Source organism: Kamptonema formosum PCC 6407 (genome assembly GCF_000332155.1).
In the GTDB taxonomy this organism is placed as follows: Bacteria; Cyanobacteriota; Cyanobacteriia; order Cyanobacteriales; family Microcoleaceae; genus Kamptonema; species Kamptonema formosum.
In genome coordinates, this window is the sequence record NZ_KB235904.1 from 1,244,894 (window position 1) to 1,262,489 (window position 17,596).

Annotated in this window: 15 protein-coding genes; 6 read left to right on the forward strand and 9 right to left on the reverse strand. The window is 45.0% G+C overall.

Annotated features, from left to right (window positions below):
- Positions 1–118 precede the first annotated feature (118 nt).
- Positions 119–343 carry a hypothetical protein gene (locus OSCIL6407_RS0122545; RefSeq protein WP_007358345.1) on the reverse strand — a complete coding sequence of 75 codons (225 nt, stop codon included), beginning with the start codon at positions 341–343 and terminating at the stop codon, positions 119–121.
- Positions 344–545: 202 nt separating this feature from the next.
- Here OSCIL6407_RS0122545 and OSCIL6407_RS0122550 point away from each other — a divergent pair, with 202 nt between their 5' ends.
- The 3 genes from OSCIL6407_RS0122550 to OSCIL6407_RS34700 all read left to right on the forward strand — a co-directional run bounded on the left by OSCIL6407_RS0122550 (position 546) and on the right by OSCIL6407_RS34700 (position 2,988).
- A complete protein-coding gene (locus tag OSCIL6407_RS0122550) occupies positions 546–1,847 on the forward strand; it encodes a serine hydrolase (protein ID WP_007358344.1) in 1,302 nt (433 codons plus the stop codon).
- 149 nt (positions 1,848–1,996) lie between these two features.
- Entirely contained in the window at positions 1,997–2,815 is an 819-nt protein-coding gene (locus OSCIL6407_RS0122555) for an alpha/beta fold hydrolase (protein WP_007358343.1), read from the forward strand.
- Positions 2,803–2,988, forward strand: coding sequence for a hypothetical protein (locus OSCIL6407_RS34700; protein ID WP_148288913.1), 186 nt, complete (start codon positions 2,803–2,805; stop codon positions 2,986–2,988). Before OSCIL6407_RS0122555 ends, OSCIL6407_RS34700 begins: the two co-directional genes overlap by 13 nt.
- A gap of 77 nt (positions 2,989–3,065) precedes the next feature.
- Here the strand turns inward: OSCIL6407_RS34700 and OSCIL6407_RS0122560 are convergent, their stop codons facing one another.
- The 5 genes from OSCIL6407_RS0122560 to carA form a co-directional block, all read right to left on the reverse strand.
- Positions 3,066–3,347: a DUF1816 domain-containing protein gene (locus OSCIL6407_RS0122560; protein ID WP_007358341.1), complete on the reverse strand. Its 282-nt coding sequence runs from the start codon at positions 3,345–3,347 to the stop codon at positions 3,066–3,068.
- Positions 3,348–3,445: 98 nt separating this feature from the next.
- The gene (gene rlmB / locus OSCIL6407_RS0122565; RefSeq protein WP_007358340.1) at positions 3,446–4,534 is read right to left on the reverse strand and encodes a 23S rRNA (guanosine(2251)-2'-O)-methyltransferase RlmB; all 1,089 of its coding nucleotides are present in this window, start codon (positions 4,532–4,534) and stop codon (positions 3,446–3,448) included.
- A 162-nt stretch (positions 4,535–4,696) separates the two neighbouring features.
- A complete protein-coding gene (locus OSCIL6407_RS0122570; RefSeq protein WP_007358339.1) occupies positions 4,697–5,155 on the reverse strand; it encodes a Mini-ribonuclease 3 in 459 nt (152 codons plus the stop codon).
- Positions 5,156–5,353: 198 nt separating this feature from the next.
- Positions 5,354–5,710, reverse strand: a complete 357-nt coding sequence (locus OSCIL6407_RS0122575) for an STAS domain-containing protein (protein ID WP_007358338.1) — start codon at positions 5,708–5,710, stop codon at positions 5,354–5,356.
- Between the two features lie 328 nt (positions 5,711–6,038).
- Positions 6,039–7,193 (reverse strand): glutamine-hydrolyzing carbamoyl-phosphate synthase small subunit, encoded by a 1,155-nt coding sequence (gene carA, locus OSCIL6407_RS0122580; RefSeq protein ID WP_007358337.1) that lies wholly within the window; start codon positions 7,191–7,193, stop codon positions 6,039–6,041.
- A 277-nt stretch (positions 7,194–7,470) separates the two neighbouring features.
- On the opposite strand from carA, the gene OSCIL6407_RS0122585 reads away from it, so the two are divergent.
- A complete protein-coding gene (locus tag OSCIL6407_RS0122585) occupies positions 7,471–8,106 on the forward strand; it encodes a retropepsin-like aspartic protease family protein (protein ID WP_007358336.1) in 636 nt (211 codons plus the stop codon).
- A 148-nt stretch (positions 8,107–8,254) separates the two neighbouring features.
- Here the strand turns inward: OSCIL6407_RS0122585 and OSCIL6407_RS0122590 are convergent, their stop codons facing one another.
- Together OSCIL6407_RS0122590 and trpD are read right to left on the reverse strand one after the other, a co-directional pair.
- The gene (locus OSCIL6407_RS0122590) at positions 8,255–10,906 is read right to left on the reverse strand and encodes a non-ribosomal peptide synthetase (RefSeq protein WP_007358335.1); all 2,652 of its coding nucleotides are present in this window, start codon (positions 10,904–10,906) and stop codon (positions 8,255–8,257) included.
- Positions 10,907–11,399: 493 nt separating this feature from the next.
- The gene (gene trpD / locus OSCIL6407_RS0122595) at positions 11,400–12,545 is read right to left on the reverse strand and encodes an anthranilate phosphoribosyltransferase (RefSeq protein ID WP_007358334.1); all 1,146 of its coding nucleotides are present in this window, start codon (positions 12,543–12,545) and stop codon (positions 11,400–11,402) included.
- A 502-nt stretch (positions 12,546–13,047) separates the two neighbouring features.
- Here trpD and OSCIL6407_RS34705 point away from each other — a divergent pair.
- Together OSCIL6407_RS34705 and OSCIL6407_RS0122600 are read left to right on the forward strand one after the other, a co-directional pair.
- The gene (locus OSCIL6407_RS34705; RefSeq protein WP_148288914.1) at positions 13,048–13,263 is read left to right on the forward strand and encodes a hypothetical protein; all 216 of its coding nucleotides are present in this window, start codon (positions 13,048–13,050) and stop codon (positions 13,261–13,263) included.
- Positions 13,264–13,724: 461 nt separating this feature from the next.
- On the forward strand, positions 13,725–16,760 hold the full coding sequence (locus OSCIL6407_RS0122600) for a PAS domain S-box protein (RefSeq protein ID WP_007358332.1): 3,036 nt from the start codon (positions 13,725–13,727) through the stop codon (positions 16,758–16,760).
- A gap of 180 nt (positions 16,761–16,940) precedes the next feature.
- On the opposite strand, the gene OSCIL6407_RS0122605 is transcribed toward OSCIL6407_RS0122600, so the two are convergent.
- The gene (locus tag OSCIL6407_RS0122605; RefSeq protein ID WP_083893673.1) at positions 16,941–17,525 is read right to left on the reverse strand and encodes a ribonuclease HII; all 585 of its coding nucleotides are present in this window, start codon (positions 17,523–17,525) and stop codon (positions 16,941–16,943) included.
- Between the last annotated feature and the right edge of the window lie 71 nt (positions 17,526–17,596).

Here is a 17,596-nt window from a genome sequence, read left to right on the forward strand (position 1 = left end):
GATCGCTATCTCGATCATCTATCTCGATCTTGACATTTTACTAATTAATAGTTACAATCTTAAACTAGACATTTTGTAAAAACCAATTAAAACTTGAATAATGAAATCAACTTTACATTTAACCACAAAAGTTCTGGCAGGCAACAGGATTGAAATTGAATCTCCAACTCTTTTTGTAGGACAAACTACTGTTTCCTTGGTCTAAAATTCTGTCCAGTTTATTTTCAATGGTGGTTAGCTTTCTCAGAATAGTTGGGCGATCTTCATCCAGAGAAGCAAGTAAGTTAGCAATTCGTGACTGAACATTAATCAATTGCAGCACTGCATTTTGCAATTGTACCATTCCTGTTTAATTTACTTTTAAATCCATGTTTTATTCTAATTCAATTGAGTCAGAGATGAAAAGGTTTTATAAATCCTTAAAATAGTCTCCCAATCAGGATAAATATCAAAACTATCAAGAGAGCGACACCCCGCTCTCATTCTATTGACTTGAGCCACATTATCTGCTTAGATAAAATCTATCCTGGTCTGAGAGGTCAACAATGGGGGTTCCACGTTTAAAACTAAACCTAACTAAAGCTTTAGCCATAGCCATCGGCATCGGATTGATACAGGTAGCAACAATCCTAAAATCCACCTCACAACCATCCAACATCCGATCGCTTTCTGAACTATACCAAATGCGCGATCGCCTCATCGCCGAATTAGAAAACCCATCCCTCCCAACCCAACCCAGCTTTTTTTCCTCCATCCTTCCCCAACCTTCCCCCCAAACCGTCGAAAGTCTGCGGCAAAATCTTCAGATCGTAGAAGTCCAAATTCTCTCAGAACAAAGGGCAAATGACAACTGGGAACAAGCAATCAGTCGAGCCCAACAAGCTTCAGAAATAGGAAGTCTACCAAACCAGTCTATTACCACCAAGCAACAAGCACAATTTCTCTGGCAACAAGCCATCAATAACCTGCGAGAAATTCCTCAAAACTCATTTCAATCATCAAAATTAAACTCTAAAATTCAAGAATATCAACGAAACTTAGATACAGCTAACGATGAATTAAATGGTGCCAAATCAGAAATTTTAGGGCGAATCGCCATAGAAAGTGGCTTGTCTAAGGAAGCCATGATCTCTATTTGTCGTCTTTCTAGAAACTGCATTCACCTCCGAGGCAATCAGCCTCCTAGAAGTCCAGCTAGTTTAATCAAAGTGCCAGTCGCAGTGGCACTTATGCACAAAGTCACTAAAGAAAAAATTAATATTAACGAAGAAGTCTACGTTAATCCCGGAAATTACACTGAAGACGCATCAGAAATCCGATCTAGAAAACGTTACCCCCTAAAAATTTTAGTAGAAGAAATGATCGACCACAGCAGCAACATTGCTACTAATGAATTAATGGATTATTTAGGGACAGATTACATTAATCAAGTTTTAGAAAATAGAGGCTATCAAGTCACTCGCGTTCATTCCAAATTAATGGGGGAGAGAACTATGCCATTTAATGTCGGTTCTGGCCCTAATCGCATGACTAGCAACGAACTTACGGAAATGATGGTACAAATTTATAACCACGAAATGCCAGGAAATTCGGTGTTAATAGATGCTTTAAGTCGCCAGTACGATCGCAAATTGGGATTTGCTGCGTTGGAAGGAACTCAGGCTAAGTGGTTGGGAGAAAAAACAGGTGAAAACTCCTTAGTTCTTGGCACTACTTTAGCGATGAGTATTGATGGTGAGGGATACATTATTACTGTGATTGATAATCGCAGCGGTAGGGATTTACAAATCCGCCAGTGCATTACTAAACTTGCCGATTATATTGTTCGCAACAAACAGCTTTTTTAAATTAAAAATTAAAGCGGCGTTATGTAAGTACTCCTAAGTATAAAAATAAAATTATCCATAGTTATCACGATTGTATTAAATTTACTCGATTTTACAGGTAATTACGATGAATATAAATATACAAATTACACCTAAAAGATAGATAAGTTATGGTATTACAACTTAACGTTAATGTCAAAGGCAAAGGCTTTCCTATACTTTGTCTGCATGGCCATCCCGGTTCCGGTCAATGTATGTCCGTTTTTACCGATCGCCTATCTCAGCGTTTCCAGACATTTTCCCCCGACTTGCGCGGCTACGGTAGCAGCCGTACTACCCAAAATTTTGACATGGAAGACCACCTCGCCGACCTCGAAGCACTCCTAGACAGATTTGACATTCAGCAGTGCTTGGTACTCGGATGGTCACTCGGAGGAATTTTAGCCCTCGAATTGGCAATCCGCTACCCACAGCGAGTTACGGGGCTAATTTTAGTAGCTACCGCTGCTAGACCGAGAGGAAATCATCCCGCGATCGCCTGGGATGATTATCTCTACACTGGTATCGCCGGAATCATCAACTGGTTGATACCCAGTTGGGAGTGGAATATAAACACCTTTGGGGCGCGCTCGCTCTTCAGGTATCTAATCCAGCAACACACAGCCACAGCCTACCGATACTTAGCTTCCGATGCTACTCCCGCTTACTTACAGACATCTAGGGCCGCCACTGGAGCACTAAATAAAGCCCTTAGAACCGGATACAACCGACTGGCGGAATTATCCCAGATCGAATGTCCCTGTTTAATTCTGGCAGGTGAAGCCGATCGTCACATCACCTCTGAGTCAAGCTTAGAAACAGCCCGTCACCTCAAAGATGCTCAGTGGTATTGTTACCCCAATACAGCCCATCTTTTTCCTTGGGAGATCCCAGACCAATTATTGGCTGACATTGACGAGTGGATTGACAGCCACTCTTGGGACAACTAACAGCCAGTTCGCTCAGTTCCCGTTTGCCACAAATTATGGTGGCAGAGGGTGGCTTATTTGGGTTCGTGTTCCGGATGTCCCCAAAATTGGCAGACAATGATATCAGCGACCGATACGATCGCCACACATCCTCTCACCTTAAAGCCTACTTTTCCATCCCGGTGACTGCTTAATTGTTTGTAACTCCACCGTCCCGGCAGTAAAGATACCGCTAGAACGGTGTTAACTCACAAGTCGTAAGTCCTAATTTCTAGGACTGACCGCTAAATACTGGCCAGCCCCCTGGCTCACCAATCTTTCCCAAGTCGTCGGCGATCGTTAAATCGACAGGCTTGCAGCGTTTAACCGACGCACTGATGCCTAGTGCCCCTTCATTTTCCAAATCCTCAATGTAACCAACTTTGGCGGCATTAGCCTCCGCAGTCGTTAGGAAAGGGCCAAAGTAGTAGGTGCAGCGGGGAGTCGCAGTCACGACTTCCACCCACAAAGCCAGTCCAAAGAAGTTGAGCAAGCTAATTAAGAGTTCTTTCATGATTCTTGTATCAATTTGCTGATTTTTTCCAGGGTGCTACGGGAACTCAGAGAGCCTTCGTTCTTTACACTTTGTTATACTTTGTTGCATTTCTTTTTTCAATCACCCTGATTGTTTATTAAGGTGAAACCTAATTGACCACGTTGACGATAAATCTCGTAGAGAGCCATGCCAGTAGCTACTGAGACATTAAGGCTCGGAGTGTTACCCCTTAATGGAATTGAAACCAATTCATCGCAGCAGCGCTGTATCAAAAGACTCAAACCGTCACCTTCGCTGCCTACAACTAGAACTACTGGTCGAGCTAACTTGCCAGTAAACTGCACTGTGTGTATGGCTTTGCCCTCCTTTGCGGCAGTGCCATAGATCCAAAAACCAGCCGCTTTCAATTCTTCTAAGGCGCGGCTGAGGTTGACAACTCTGGCTACGGGGAAATTTTCTAAAGCTCCTGCGGCTACTTTTCTCACGGTCGCTGTGATCCCCACAGCTCGTCGCTGCGGGATCACCATTCCCTGCGATCCCAGAGCTTCTGCTGTCCGAATAATTGCTCCTAAGTTGTGGGGATCGTTTAGACCCTCGGCGACTACCAGCACTGGTTGCTCGGAAGCAGATTTAGCGTGAGCGATCAACTCGCTGAGTTCTTTGTAGTCGTAAGCAGAGACTTGAGCGGCTATACCTTGGTGAATGGCGCGATCGGTAATTTGATCTAGTCGGCGGAAGTCAACTTCATCAACAATGCTGCCATTGGCTTTAGCTTGATTGACCAAGCTATGAAACCGGGGATCGTATCGGAGTTGAGGGGTAATCCAGATCCGATTAAGAGTTCGCTCTTTTTCTAGAGCGGCCTGGACGCTATGGCGACCATAAATTAGCTCTGTTTCTTCGTCTGAGAGATTAGCGGCGGTTTCGTCAACGGGGCCGCTATCTTTAAGATGGCTCTTTTCTACTATCTCTGGTCTATTCCCAGCTCTAACTATGCCCCTTTTAGAAACAACTGGCATTGGGAGTTCGTGAGATTGAGCAGCATGGGGCGATCGCTTGATCGGCCCTGTTACACTACTATTCCCTGAACGAGATTTTAGCTCGACGCGAGAAGCTGGTTTATCGTCCAGATAGCGACCCTTTAGCTTTAAAGGCTTACTATCAGACTGTTTGCGTTGTAGGTTCGGTCTAGAAGGTTTTTTCATCTTTAAAAAGACAAGGAGGAGTGGGAGATGGGAAAAAGAGGGGCTAGGGGCTAGGGGCTAGGGGCTAGGGAAGACGGAAGAAGGGGAGAAGGGGAGATGGGGAAGATGGGTAATTAGCAATTAGCCATTAGCCATTAGCCATTAGCCATTAGCCATTAGCCATTAGCCATTAGCAACTTGGTCAAGTTCTATGAGGGCTAGCAGTTGAGCTAATCTCTGGGGATCGGTGAGGTATAAATATCCCACCAACGTTTCTAAGCTAGTAGCCTGTTGATAAATTTCGGGATCGAGCCGCTTAGGACGGCGGTCAGTAGCATTGCGCCCTCTCTTGACAATTTCTAATTCTTTGATGCTTAAGTGAGGGGAGAGCGATCGCAGGTGGCGAGCTTGAGTTTCTGCTCGTACCTGCGCTACTACTAGCTCGTGATAAGCTTGCGATCGCTTTGGCGGCACTATGTAGGACATCCTGACGAACAGCTCATAGACTGCATCTCCCAGATAAGCCCATGATGCTGGTGAAATCCTTTCTATTTCCCCAAGCTTTCCCGCCTCTAAATCCAAAAGCTTCAAACTCATGACCGCCGGACTCAGCCTTGGCGGATCGTCTGCGATCGGTGACATAAATTCTGTTTTAGGACTTCCGCCAAACTTTTTTTTCTTTAATCACTTGCTTTTTTAATTACTTGGGTAGCTAGGTAGCTATACCGCGATCGCACAGCCTCATTTATCTTTTCTTGCCATTGCTATTTTACAGCAAGACAACAAAAATTTGCTATCCAGCATTAAGAACCGGATAGCCAAATTTATCCCCTGTGTTTGTCAAGCTTCCTTGACAGTTTTCACCGCCTCATCCACTGAAGGCTGTAAAGATAAAAACTTCTCTAAGCGAACCAGTTTGACAGTCTGGGTCACGCGGGGATTTGAGACAATTTGTAATGTGCCTTCCAAAGTTTGGGCTTTCTTGACCAACTGCACAAGTGCGCCCAAACCGGAACTGTCAACAAAGTCTATTTGAGACAAGTCCAAAATTACGTGCTTTGGACCTTCCTCAATACACTTGTCCAGGACTTTCCGAAAGGTCGCCTCCGAAAAAGCGTCCAGTAAACCTGTCAAGCGAAATAGCTGATAGTTATTCCTGACTTCGCGAGTGCCTCTGAGGCTAACGGTCAGGGTCAATGGCTCAGGAATGACACCCTCCTAGCAAGATAGTGCTTAAGTCGAGGCTCTATTGTATGTGTTTTTTTGTCTTTTGTCTACTGATACAATGTCAGTTTTATTTGTCACCTTTTTAAAAGAGTTTACGGGGATCTCAATTTTATTAACCCCTTTTTAAGGAAGTTGGGCAGAGCTGTGCGATCGCAAAACTACCAATAAAATCATTACCCCTCCACATCCCCGGAACTAGAGAAAACTTACAGGAGGCGTTAATGGGTAATATTCCAGGGTGACAGCCAAAACTAACCCATGACCCATTACCTATTACCCATTACCCATTACCAATTTCTTAGCTAGCAACAGCCACCTTACGATTCTCTCGCATTGCCTCCACAAAACGCTCAAACAAATAGTCAGCATCGTGAGGGCCAGGACTGGCCTCTGGGTGGTACTGCACCGAGAACAACGGTAGCGACTTGTGCCGCAAACCAGCCACCGTGCGATCGTTGAGGTTGAGGTGAGTAATTTCTACATCCGCCGCTAGAGAATCGGGATCGATCGCAAAGCCGTGATTTTGGCTAGTAATCTCGATTCGCTCAGTTAAACCCGCTGGTTGATTTAATCCCCTGTGTCCGAATTTCAGCTTAAAAGTATCCGCACCCAAAGAACGACCTAAAATTTGGTGTCCCATACAGATCCCAAATATGGGTTTTTCAGACTTTAACAGCGCCTTCGTAGTCTCGATCCCTTCTATAACCGTCGCTGGATCTCCCGGGCCATTCGACAGGAAAATCCCGTCTGGCTTGTATTTGAGAATTTCCTCTGGCGGCGTGTTTGCGGGTACGACAACAACCCGACAGCCGTAACTGGCCAAACGTCGTAGAATATTACGCTTGATCCCAAAATCGATCGCCACGACAGTCAAAATTTCAGCATCAGAGTTAATACCGTCGCTAAATTCCCAGTTAGACTCTGTGGGTTCAGACCACTCATAAACCTCACTGGTAGTTACTTGCCGAACAAGATTCAATCCCGCCATACTGGGAGCTTCCTGTACTTGCTCCAACAACTCAGCCGGGTCAAGAATTTCCGTAGAAATCCCCCCATTCATCGCCCCAACTGTGCGGATTTTCCGAGTCAGAGCGCGAGTATCGATCCCATAAATACCGGGAATGCTGTGGTGTTTAAGGTAATCCGGCAAAGACTGAGTAGAACGCCAATTGCTGGGCTTGTGGCAGATGTTGCGAGCGATCGCAGCCCGCACTTGCGGCCCATGAGATTCTTCGTCCTCGACATTCACCCCCGTATTCCCTAATTCTGGATAGGTAAAAGTCACAATTTGGCCACAATAGCTAGGGTCAGTCAAGACCTCTTGGTAGCCCGTCATGCCAGTATTAAACACTACCTCTCCGACGACAGTGCCGTTCGCGCCAAACGACCAGCCGCGATACGCAGTACCGTCGGCAAGAACTAGAAGAGCTGGTTGTGCAGTAGAAAGTGACATTGAAGTTTTAATTGGTTTTGCTTCTGAAGTTTCTATCTTTAATAGGTATTTGAGCGTAGGAACCCGCGACAAATATTAACCTTAAATTCCCGGAACTGTCAAACTCATAGGACTTACGTACACTTTACGCAAGCCGCCCTCTGGGCGGTATCTTTGACCGCCCAGAGGGCGGCGTTACAAACAATAATGTAGTATCTAAGTCATAACTAAAAAGTGTCAATTTATACCCACAGGCAGTTATCGCAGCTATGATTGTGTTATAGCGTTTGACCAAAGTATGCCTTACCAATCTGACCCAGTTTCAACCTCAAACTTCAAAACGCAACAACTGAACGGTCAAAAATTCCGAGACCGCTTGCTGCTTGTAGCCACAGCTATTTCTACTGCGGGCTCGATCCTGGTTTACACAGCTATGCTTCCTTATTTAACCGTAGCCCAGGAATACGAAGGATGTTTCATGCGGAACTCCTCTGGAAAAATTATCAGTTTGAATGAATCCGTTTGTGGAATTACTCCTCAAGAGTTGGGCCCAACGGCTGTTAATTCAGGGGTATTTCAAGCCAAAATTAAACGCCGAGAGGGTAACATTCCCGTGATTGATGTCACTTTTAACGGTAAACAGAAATTTGAGATGATGGTAGATTCGGGAGCTAGTGGTACAGTCATCACGCCAGCAATGGCAAAAGCTTTGGGGATCGTTCCACAGGGAACAGTGAAAGCCAAAACACCTAATGGAGAAGCTACTTTCCAACTTGGCCAGGTTACTTCTTTGCAAGCTGGAGGGCTTGAGGTCAAAAATATCCAGGTAGCGATCGCACCTACACTAGATATTGGATTGCTAGGACATGACTTTTTTGGTAATAAAGACGTGACCATTAAGCAAGATGTAGTAGAATTTCGATCGCGATCGTAACTGAAGGAAGAAGGAAGAGGGAAGAAGAAAGAGGGTGTTTAACTTCACATAACTCATGTTTAATGACTCTCTGATTCTCAACTCTTCTTCCCCGCTTCCCTCTTCATTTCCCTAGTCCCTAGCCCCTAGCCCCTAGCCCCTAAGCGCCCTAGCGGTTGCTATATGTCCGAGACGATCCAATTTCCAAAGATGCTTTCAAGTCTTTAGCCAGAAACTTTACCCAAGGTTCTGTCATCAGATCGAAGTGACTCCCACGTAGATTGTGAATCTCTACCCCCCCAGCTACTACATCACCCCAGCCCAAATCAGGCTTGAAGTAATATTTCACATCCTGATATTTGCAACGAAAGAGAGCTAGAGAACCTGGGTAGATTTTGAACCTGTAATTCATGTCAGCTTGCATATTGATATCTAAAAGTTTTAATAAGTAGTCTGGAGGAGAAATTTTATTTTTAGAAAGCTCCCCAACCAGATGCTTTTTGTAGTAATATAAAGTTAGCCGACAGTAAATTCTATCCCACAGATATTCTAACTTTCCTTTAAAGCTACTAATTTTCCCAAGATTTGTTGTGTGAAGCTTGATAAACTTAGCAAAATATCGCTCATTTCGCTCCTGATTTTTCTCCTCATTACTGATATGACCAACACCTATATCGCATACTCCCAACCATCTTATTTTCTCTCCTTGGGCATATAGTTGTTGTGCCATCTCAAATGCGACTATTCCCCCTAAAGAATAGCCAAAAAATAGATAGGGGCCATGAGGCTGAATGGTCTTAATTTCATTGATGTAGTGTAGAGCCATTGCTTCCACAGTAGCTAGCGGCTCTTGCTTGCCATCTAATCCGATTGATTGTAACCCAAAAATAGGTCGATCTTGACCTAGATGATAGATGAGTTTTTGATAATCTAAAAGGTTCCCACCAACTGCATGGATTAAGAATAAAGGTGTTTGCGTTCCTTTTGTTTGAATCGGGACTAACGAAGACCAAGATGGTGTCCATTCTGGCTGGGAAAGAATATGAGCAAATTCTTCAATCGTTTGCTGCTGAAATAAAATTGATAATGGCAAGTTTTTATCAAAAATATTTCCAATTTTTGCTAATAAATTGACAGCGACTAGAGAATGACCACCCAATTCAAAAAAATTGTCTTTGATTCCTATTGGTTCGATCCCTAATACCTGTTCCCAAATCTTTGCTAGCTGAATTTCCAATTCATTACGAGGAGCAATATACTTATTGCCAGAGTCAAAATTTGGGGCGGGAAGTGCCTGACGGTCTACTTTTTGATTGAGGTTCAAGGGTAGAGCGTCCAAAACTACAAAGGTAGCAGGAACCATGTATTCTGGTAATTTGCTCTGGAGATAGCGACGGATATCGTCAATTTTCGGGGGATCGGTGGAGTGAAGTACCAGATAGGCGACTATTCCCAATTCGCCACTATTTAGTTCCCGGCACACTACCACAGTTTCTCTTACCCCTGGAATTTGTCGCAGTACAACTTCGATTTCTCCTGGTTCAATCCGAATGCCATTGAGCTTGATTTGGAAGTCAGTTCGACCAAGAATTTCTAAATTTCCCTGGGCATCTAAACGTCCCCGATCGCCTGTCCGATACCAACGCTCCTGGTCAATGGTGACAAATTTTTCGGTGGTTAATTCTGGTCGTTCCAAATAGCCTTTAGCAACACCCGCCCCGCTGATATATACCTCGCCGATTTCACCAATAGCAACCAACTTTTGTTCTGACTCATATAGGCGAATTGCTACATTAGGGAACGGCTGTCCGACAAGGGTTTTGGTGATTGTTTGCTCTCTGGATACAAAGTGGGAGCAAGCCATACAACTAACTTCACTACAGCCATAAATGACGTGAATTTCGGCATTTTGGAACACCCGCTGCATAGCGAAAAGAACGTTGGCTGGAACGAGATCGCCACCAGTAGAAACGTGCTTTAATCCGCTAAACTTTGCCAAATCAATGCTGTTATCTTCGATGTAGGCTAGCAATTTTTTGAGCAGATTAGGGGAGGCATGGATCGCAGTCATCTGTTCTAAAATTTGGCACATTTGACGGAAATCTAATATCTGTTTCCGTTCTAGGATCGTGAGAGTGCCACCCGCAACTAAGGGAGATAGGAGTTCAAAAAAGGTGATACTAAAACTGAAGCGAGCGATCGCAGGCATTATCGTGGTACGGTCAAAACCAAAACGTTCCTGGGCCACCAAAATGTAATGGCTCAAGTTACGATAACCGATCGTTACGCCCTTGGGTTTGCCAGTAGTCCCCGATGTATAAATGATGTAGGCTGTCTGGTCAAGGTCAATATTGACAGATGGGTTGTCGGTGGACAGATGCTCTATACTTTGCCAATCGCGATCGCAACAGAAAACCTTTGACCCAGTTGCAGGTAAATTTGGTAATACATCTTTCTGAGTAAGGATAACTTGGGGCTGGTTGTCCTCCAAAATCGTGGCGAGGCGATCGCGGGGATAGTAGGGATCGAGGGGAACGTAAACTGCACCGGCTTTCAAAATGCCTAGCAAAGCTACACCAATTTCTAGGGATGGCTGGAGACAAACACACACCCGCGCCTCTGCACCTAAACCTAAACTCAGTAGGTAATGAGCCAATTGGTTAGCACGGTGATTGAGTTGCTGATAGGTCAGACAGTGGTTTTGGTAATTAATTGCCCTCGCCTCTGGCTGTTGGTCAACGCGATATTCAATTAACCCCTGAATAGTATTGCTAACAGAGTTTAAACTGACTGATTCCCTTGAATTACCAACTGGAAACATCGCATTATCCTAAAGCTATAGCAACCGCTAAGGCGGTTAGGGACTAGGGGCTAGGGGCTAGGGGCTAGGGGAAGAAGAGGAAGAAGAGGAAGAAGAGGAAGAAGGGGAAAAGAGGGACTACTATGCTCCGATACTCAGGAAAGAAGAGGAAGAAGGGAATAGAATTAAGGGTTTGAGGAAACTAAAATGTCCTAACCACCTTAGCGGTTGCTATATATAGGCATTTTTGAAAATTACGAACTGATAAATTGCTTAAGCAATTTATCAGTTTCTAGTTAATCTAATTACAGCTATAGCATTTCTCTGTCTGGTGAGGTACAATAGCTCTACCCCCAACCCCCTTAGAAAGGGGGCTTGGACGGTTCTTCCCCTTTGCAAGAGGGGGCTAGGGAGGGTCGTATTTGTACCTCATAATAATTGAGAACCGCTATAGTATGGAAGAACCAATTAGCTCAAAAAAACCACTTTTAACTAGAATAAATAACTTTTTCCTTCAGCGCATAAACTTAACCAACTCTTCCAACTTCAACCAAGCTTTGCCGCTGAGTAAGATATCGTTGGCAAGAGACAACCCTTGTTCGTGAGCCCCTAGCGGTACAACTCCTCCTACTTGCAGTGCCAAAGACGCATTCAAAGCAACGACTGACCGTTGCGCGTCGGTTCCTTTGCCTTGAAGAACATCCCGTAAAATTTGGGAATTTTCTTCCACATCCCCTCCTCGCAAAGATGCGATCGCTGCTGGTGTCACGCCGATTTTTTCAGGATTCAATTCACTGAGCTGCACTTCTCCTTGTGACAAAATAGCTAAATCAGTAATATCTCCCAATCCCGCCTCATCTAGTTTTTCTCGACCATGTAAAACGATCGCCACTTCCGTACCCAATTCTCTCAAAGCTTCAGCGACGATTACCACCAATTTTGAATCGAATACGCCAATTACTTGACCCCTCGGCCGCAAGGGATTGACCAACGGGCCCAAAAGGTTAAACACAGTTCGCACCTTCAGAGTTCGCCTGAGTGGAGCCACAACCTTCATGGCTGGATGCCAACCGGGAGCAAATAGAAATGCGATCCCCACTTCCTCAATAGCAGCATGAACCTTTTCGGGAGAGGCGTTCAAGTTAACACCTAATGCTTCTAAAACATCAGCAGAACCAACTTTGCTGGAGGCCGAACGATTTCCGTGTTTAGCAACTGCAATTCCACTGGCGGCGGCTACAAACGCCACCGCAGTCGAAATATTAAAAGTTGATGCTCCATCCCCACCAGTTCCGCAGGTATCAATTAAGGAGTTTTGAGTTTTGAGCTTTGAGTTGGGAATTGAAGAATTTTCTGCTTCAAAACTCCCTAGAGACTGAGACTGCAAAACATAAGCCATACCAGCCAGCTCTTGGGCAGATATGCCTTTAGCTTGGAGAGCAGCTAGAATAGCACCTGATAGTGCTGGGGGAATAGCATCTGCTAGCCATCCTTGCATTAAGTCAGCAGCGCGATCGCGACTAAGGGACTGACGATCTAACAGTTGTTGGAGCAATTCAGGCCACAGAGAAGCATCCAGCGCGATTGCCGAGGGAGAGGCAACGCCTGCCGTAACCGCAGCCGCGTCTTGCTGTTGGAGTGAAGGGGGGGAATCAGTCATCAATCGATTATCTTAGATGTGTAGATGTCGTGAGATTTAGGATTTGATGTTTGAGAGGGCTTTAGCAAAACTTGCCGTCGGCATCGTTCTCTAACTTGCCAGTCCCTAGTTTACCTTGCTATTGACTTGCAACTCGATCTATGAAGAATCATAGTGGACGCAAATTTATTGGTCTAAACGATCTTTAAACAAACTTCATACTTCAGAGCCCAACTCTGCCCAAGATTGAATTTTTTGATACAACTATGACTCGCTGATTGTGAGAATTTTATAGATCGCACATCTAGCGAGAGCCTAATGCCACCAGCTTAAATTGACTATCGGCAGAGATGATGAAAAAAACTAGGCAGCAAATGGTTTGAGCTGCCAGTTCTGATTTTGAAGTTGGTTCCAATGCTTACAAACACTCAGCTTTTCTTTCTAAACCTGAAAGCTGATAGTTTGTATGTAGCGTTGGTCTACCCTCAAGGCAGAGAAATAGCTGCTGAAGTAGGATGTTCAATTGCTAGTATGCCTAGAGAGACTTTACAAGAGTCGAGATTTGCCCCACGATCTACACGATAGTGTAGGTGGCTTGGTAAGTCCCGCCCCTAAAACCGCCAAGATTTCGGGGCTTGTAGACTTTAGGGACAGCAATGCTCTTGGAGGCAGGAAAGTAAAAAGCGAACGCCAGCGATCGCAGTTAAAGAGATGCTGGGCGATCGCTAGCAGAGGCTAGCGGGATCATCCCAGTTTTGTAAATAGCTCTCTAGGGGCGAAGCATTCCGACAGTAAATCTCTGTTTATAACAAATAACTGCACGCTGCCGAAATGCTTCGCCCTTACTATAAAATTGGGATGCTCCACCTTATCTTAGTAATAAGTAAGTCTTGACAGATCGACTCAGGGTGTTAAATTGCCAGACAAATCCTTGGAAATAAGGTAAATCGGCTACAAACAATCGTATTTAGGGCTTACGCATTTATAGCAGTTTTAAATTGGATAGGTACTGCTTTTAATGAGTAATTAGTAATTAGTAGTTACCAATTACCAATTGTAGAAGAAGGGGCTAGGCAAAGAGGAAGAGAGGGGGGAGATAGGTAATTAGCGATTAGCGATTACCAATTACCAATTACCAATTACCAAATTAATCACTAACAAAGCTTTTTGTGTTCTTTAGCTAAGAAAACAGGTACGGAAGTGGGCAACCAACAACGGTCAAACTATGTGCTCGATTTAGTGGGGATCGAGGAGGCACTGCACCAAATGGAAGCAAAATATCGCAGTATGTTTGAGAATGCTGTTTCAGGCATTTTTCAAACAACCCCTGACGGGCGCTATATCAGTGCAAATCCCGCCTTAGCACGGCTCTATGGTTACAAATCTCGTGAAGAAATGATGGCAAGGCTGACTGACATCGAACAGCAGCTTTATGTAGACCCTAAACGACGTGACGAGTTCGTTGCTGCCTTGCAAGAACATGATGCGGTATCGGATTTTGAATCGCAGATTTACCGCCGAGATGGGAATATAATTTGGATTTCTGAACACGCAAGAGCAGTTCGCGGCCCCAACGGCGAACTACTTTATTATGAAGGTTTTGTCGAAGATATCACTCAGCGCAAATACGCAGAAGCCGCACTTAGTGAAGAAAGAGAACGCCTCCGCTTAGTAATTGAAGGAGTCAAGGACTATGCGATTTTCATGCTGGATACTGATGGTCTTGTAGCTAGTTGGAACTCTGGAGCTGAAGGTATTTTAGGCTACCGAGCTACCGAGATTATCGGTTCCCACTTTCGCTGCTTTTACACTCAGGAGGAAATCGATCTCGGCAAACCAGCAGAAAAATTAGAGATAGCCACAGCCCAAGGTAGATTTGAAGATGAAGGCTGGCGAGTTCGCAAGGATGGCTCCCAGTTTTGGGCCAATATCATTGTTACGGCTTTACGGGATGAAAGCGGAATATTACGAGGTTTTTGCCAAGTTACGCAGGATATTACTGAGCAAAAACGGGCGGCAGAGGAAAAAACCCAATTAATCACTTCTTTGCAACAGTCGGAAAAAAAATTCCGTACTTTGTACGAATCAACTACCGATGCAGTGATGCTACTTGATGAAAATGGCTTTTTAGACTGCAATCCCGCAACTTTAAAATTGTTCGGATGTAACAGGAAAGATGAGTTTACAGGCAAGCACCCCTTGGAATTTAGCCCTCGACTACAGCCGGGGGGCGAAGATTCAGCTACTTTAGTTCAGGAACGTATGGCTGCGGCTCTGTCTATAGGAAACTGCCGTTTCGACTGGCTGCACTGTCGCCTTGATGGTTCGGAATTCCCGGCAGAGGTATTACTGACTTCTATGGATATCGGAGGCAAGTTAGGCCTGCAAGCGGTAGTGCGTGATATTACCTACCGGGTGATGGCTGAGGAAGCTCTCAAACAGGCAAATGAGGATTTGGAACGCCGGGTTCAAGAGCGTACCAGTCAGTTAGAGGAGGCGATCGCGCAATTGCAAAGCGAAATTGCCGAACGTCAAAAGGCGGAAGCTCAGCTACGGGCCTCAGAGGAAAAATTCTCTAAAGCTTTTCGCTCTAGTCCCGATCCGATAACTATTACTTCCTTCGCTGACGGACGGTTTATTGAGGTTAACGATAGTTTTCTGAGTTTAATGGATTACCGTCTTGATGAGGTGATTGACAAGACTGTAGCGGACTTGAATCTTTGGGTAAATGTAGAAGACAGAACTAGATTAAGACAAGTTTTACACGAGCAAGAGGTAGTTCGTAACTGCGAATATGAGTTGCGGATGAAGTCTGGCAATGTGGTGGTGGTGCTGCTATCGGCTGAGATTATTAATCTGGGCGATGAGATGTGTTTGCTGGCTGTGATGACGGATATTACTGACCGTAAAGCTGTTGAGGAGGCTCTACGGGAGAGCCAGCGAGCTTTGGCAACACTGATGGGTAATTTACCTGGTATGGCTTACCGCTTCCGTAACGATGCCGATCGCAGTCTAGAATTTGTCAGCGAAGGTTGCTATCAGTTAACTGGCTACCACCCAGACGAGTTTGTTGGCGATCGCAAACTGTCTCTGTCAGAGATTACTCACCCAGAAGATCAGGAGCGTTTGTGGACTGCTGTCCAAATTGCTTTACAGGAAAATCGACCCTATCAGTTAACTTATCGCATTACTTCTAAGGCGGGGGAACTCAAATGGATTTGGGAACAAGGGATTGGGGTATTCTCGGATTCAGGAGATGTACTCGCTTTGGAGGGGCTGATCGTTGACATTACTGAGCGCAAGCAGGCAGAGGATCTTGCTGTGCGATCGCAATGCGAACTCAGAGAGCAAAAGACGCAGTTAGAGAAAACTTTGCATGAGCTACAACAGACTCAAGCTCAATTAATTCACACTGAGAAAATGTCTTCTCTAGGTCAAATGATTGCTGGAGTTGCTCATGAAATTAATAATCCCGTAAATTCCGTATGCGGTAATCTTGTCCATGTCGGTCACTACACGGAAGATTTGCTCAATTTGGTTGAGTTGTACCAGCAGAATTACCCCCAGCCAGTGGCAGCTATTCAAAATACAATTGAGGAGATAGATTTAGAGTTTTTGTTAGAAGATTTGCCTAAAGCGATGTCTTCGATGCACGTTGGGGCAGACCGTATTCGCGAAATTGTGCGATCGCTACGAAATTTCTCTCGCAAGGACGACACTAAAACCAGTTTAGTAAATATTCACGAAGGCATTGAAGGGACGCTACTGATTCTGCAAAGTCGGCTGAAAGCTCGTGCCGCCTATCCTGAAATTTCTGTCGTTAAGGAGTACGGAAAGTTACCAATGATTGAGTGCTATGCTGGGAAGATTAATCAGGTGTTTATGAATTTGATTGGTAATGCAATTGATGCAATTGATGAGTATAATCAAAACCGATCTATTACTGAAATTAAGGCTAATCCCAGCCTGATTAAAATCAAAACTGAAGTTAGTTCCTCCAATGCTATAATTCGCATTTCGGACAATGGCCCCGGTATGAGTGAGGAAATTTCTAAGCAGCTATTCGATCCATTTTTTACAACAAAACCTGCTGGTAAAGGTACTGGTTTAGGACTATCAATTAGCTACCAAATTGTGGTTGAACAGCATGGCGGTAAGTTAAGTTGTACTTCTACCCCAGGACAAGGATCGGAGTTCACGATCGAAATTCCTATTGAAGAAGGGGCTAGGGGCTAGGGAAATAAAGGGAAGAGAGAGGTAGAGATTAAGAGAAATTAGGAACTTTCTTCTTCTCTTGCCCTATTTTCTAGCCCCCAGCCCCTAGCCTTTAACCCCTTCTTCCCTTCTTCCCTTCTTCCCTAGCCCCTAGCCCCTAGCCCCTAGCCCCTCTTCTCTAGCCCCTAGCCCCTAGCTATACTATTTTCGACAAGGACTAAAAGAGGTTCGATGGAAAGGGGAGACACCGTAGCGCTCCAAACCCAATCTATGTTTTGGCGTACCATAACCCTTATTATTTGTCAAGTCATATTCTGGGAATTTTACAGCCATGCGGACGATCAACTCATCGCGCCAAACCTTAGCAACTATACTAGCCGCAGCAATGACAAGCGATCGCCGATCTCCTTGGATCATCGTTTGTTGCGCGTAGGGGTAGCCAGCCTTGGGAACCACCAAATTTGGTATCCGCTGATTGCCGTCAATCAGGCAAAGCTCAGGCAAAGTATTGAGTTTTAGAATCGCCCGTTTCATCGCCAGCAGCGAAGCTTGCAAAATATTGATCCGGTCGATCTCCCGTACAGACGCTACACCAATTTGGCAATCAACAGCCATAGCCTGGATTTTAACTGCCAACCGCGATCGCGCCGCAGGACTCAATTGTTTGCTATCCCGCACTCCCAAAGCTGTCAGTTCCTCTAGCGCCTCCGGTGGCAAAATGCAAGCAGCAGCCACCACCGGCCCAAACCACGCTCCCCTTCCTACCTCATCGACTCCTGCAATCAGGGATGGGGAGAGGGGGAGAGGGGGGGATGGAGGAGATGGGGGAAAGGGGGGAGATGGGGGAGATGGGGGAG